Source organism: Streptomyces sp. NPDC059355 (assembly GCF_042752335.1).
In the GTDB taxonomy this organism is placed as follows: domain Bacteria; phylum Actinomycetota; class Actinomycetes; order Streptomycetales; family Streptomycetaceae; genus Streptomyces.
The window spans coordinates 1-2,390 of the sequence record NZ_JBHYXN010000098.1 but is presented as its reverse complement, the minus strand read 5'-3'; the positions used below and the strand labels follow the sequence as shown (position 1 = coordinate 2,390).

4 protein-coding genes are annotated in these 2,390 nt (G+C 75.4%); 2 read left to right on the top strand and 2 right to left on the bottom strand.

Going from position 1 to position 2,390, the window contains the following annotated elements:
• Positions 1-128: 128 nt before the first annotated feature.
• Positions 129-473, bottom strand: a complete 345-nt coding sequence (locus ACFXGI_RS38570) for a hypothetical protein (RefSeq protein WP_384717732.1) — start codon at positions 471-473, stop codon at positions 129-131.
• 166 nt (positions 474-639) lie between these two features.
• Between ACFXGI_RS38570 and ACFXGI_RS38565 the strand changes: the two genes are divergently transcribed.
• Both ACFXGI_RS38565 and ACFXGI_RS38560 read left to right on the top strand, forming a co-directional pair.
• On the top strand, positions 640-1,074 hold the full coding sequence (locus ACFXGI_RS38565) for a nuclear transport factor 2 family protein (protein ID WP_384717734.1): 435 nt from the start codon (positions 640-642) through the stop codon (positions 1,072-1,074).
• Positions 1,074-1,973, top strand: coding sequence for an NAD(P)H-binding protein (locus tag ACFXGI_RS38560; RefSeq protein ID WP_384717730.1), 900 nt, complete (start codon positions 1,074-1,076; stop codon positions 1,971-1,973). Before ACFXGI_RS38565 ends, ACFXGI_RS38560 begins: the two co-directional genes overlap by 1 nt.
• A gap of 65 nt (positions 1,974-2,038) precedes the next feature.
• Here ACFXGI_RS38560 and ACFXGI_RS38555 read toward each other — a convergent pair.
• A partial coding sequence (locus ACFXGI_RS38555) for an alpha/beta hydrolase fold domain-containing protein (RefSeq protein WP_384717727.1) occupies positions 2,039-2,390 on the bottom strand: 352 nt, incomplete at its 5' end.

Genomic DNA, 2,390 nt, shown 5'->3' with positions numbered 1-2,390 from the left:
GGAATCGACGCGGAGCGTCGGTGACCGACGACAACGCGGCGAGCGTGCGTGCCAGGCCCCGCCGGCCAGACGGGACTTTGACGACACGACCTAGGCGCGGCAACACACTGCCGACCAGCGGGTTTCACTCAGGCGGAGCGGCGACGGGGGCCGGGGCGGGGGCGGGGGCGCCGCAGGGAGTAGCGGACCAGGATCAGCGTCTGGACGGCCAGCAGGATCGCGGCCCCGGTCCCGGCCGTCTGAAAGGCGTCCGGCGAGGCCCAGGCCCGGCCGCCCAGCTCGGCGACGCCGACCGCGGTCAGCGCGACCAGGAAGCGGGGTGTGAACTCGGCCTCGGTGCCGTGCAGGACGCCCGAGCCGACGACGAAGACGGCCAGGAGCACCGGGATCCACGGGGCGTCCGGCTCGCGCAGCATCAGCGCCGCGCCGAACTCCACCGCCAGGACGAGCAGGTTGCGGAGCAATATCGACATGAGCACATCATGCCCGCCACACCCGGACGCCGAGCGGCGCGGCGGCGAACTCCGCCGGTTGCAATGCGGACCAGCGGTCCGTATCTTCGGGCAAGAGAAACGGACCGTCGGTCCGAATAAGCGCGAACGGAGAGCCGCCATGCCCGAAAGCACCTCACCCCCGCCGGTGCCCGCCCCCTCCTCCCCCGCGGAGCTCTACCGCCACGGCCTGCGCCTGCTCCTCGACAAGGACATCGCCTCCTGGGTCGGCCTGTGGTCCGAGCACGGCTCCATGGAGTTCCCGTTCGCTCCCCCCGGCTGGCCCGGGCGCCTGGAGGGGCGGGCGGCAATCGCCGCGTACATGCGCGACTACCCCGACCACATCGACCTGCACGACTTCCCCGACCTGCGCATCCACGAGACTGCCGACCCCGCGACGATCGTGGCCGAGATGCGCGGCGTGGGCCGCGTCGTCGCGACCGGGAACCCCTTCGACATGACGTACATCGCCGTCGTGACCGTCCGGGACGGGCGGTTCGCCTCGTACCGCGACTACTGGAACCCCCTCTCCGTCCGCGAACCGGGGCAGGACTTCCCCGCGGTCGACCGGAGCGCCGCCTGATGCCCGGCACCATGCCCGGTACCGCCACCGGAACCACCCTGGTCATCGGCGCCACCGGGACCACCGGCAGCCGCACCACCGCGCAGCTGATCGCCGCCGGCCGGCGCGTGAAGGCGGCAGGCCGCAACGCCACCCCGCTCCCGGGCGCCGAGCCGGTCCGCTTCGACTGGTACGCCCCCGCCACGCACGGCGACGCCCTCACCGGCGCCGACCGCGTCTACCTGGTCCCGCCCGTCGGCGACCCCGATCCGGCCGCCGTCATGCTGCCCTTCCTTCAGCGGGCCCGCGCCGCCGGCGTACGCCGCGCCGTGCTCCTCAGCTCCTCGGCCATCCCCGCGGGCGGCCCGGCGGTGGGGGCGGTGCACCAGGCCCTGCCCGGCCTGTTCGAGGAGTGGGCGGTCCTGCGCCCCTCCTGGTTCATGCAGAACTTCACCGGCACGCACGCCCACGCCGACAGCATCCGCGCCGACGGGACCATCCTGACCGCGGCCGGGACGGGCCGGGTCGGCTTCGTCGACGCCGACGACATCGCCGCAGTCGCCGTACGGGCCCTCACCGACGACCGCGCACCCGACGCCGACCTGGTCCTCACCGGCCCGGAAGCCCTCGGCCACGACGCCATCGCCGCGATCCTCACCGAGGTCACCGGCCGCCGGGTGGTCCACCACCGGCTGACGTACGACGCCCTGCGGGAGCGGCTGGCCGCGGCCGTCCCCCCGGAGTTCGCCGCGATGCTGGCCGGCATGGACCGCGCCATCGCCGAGGGAGCGGAGGACCGTACGACCGACACCGTCGAGCGCCTCACCGGCCGCCCGCCCCAGGGCTTCCGGGCCGTCGCCGAACGGGAGCTGCCCGTGCGGAGGCCGGCCGCTCACGCGGCGCCGGACACCTCGCGGTAGGGGGTGGCCGCCGCGAGGTGCGGGCCGCCGCCGTTCCCTCCCGCCGTTCGACGGCCGCCCCGCCGCTACCCCGTGGACCTCAGCCAGGCCGCGGCGGCCGCCAGGGCCGTCCGGCCGGCCGGGAGCGGGAGGCCCAGGAAGCCGTGGAAGACCCCCGGGTACAGGTGGACCGCGCAGTCCACCCCCGCCGCGCCCAGCCGGCGCGCGTACGCCAGGCCCTCGTCCCGCAGCGGATCGCAGTCCGCCAGCACCAGCAGCGTGCGCGGCAGTCCCGACAGGTCGGGGGCGCGCAGCGGCGAGACGTGGGGATGGGCGGGGTCGCCGCCGTACTGCTCCCAGTACCAGGCCATGTGGGCCGCGGTGTGGAAGTGGCCCTCCCCGTACGCGGCCGCGGACCCGGTGGCCGTGGCCCCGGTG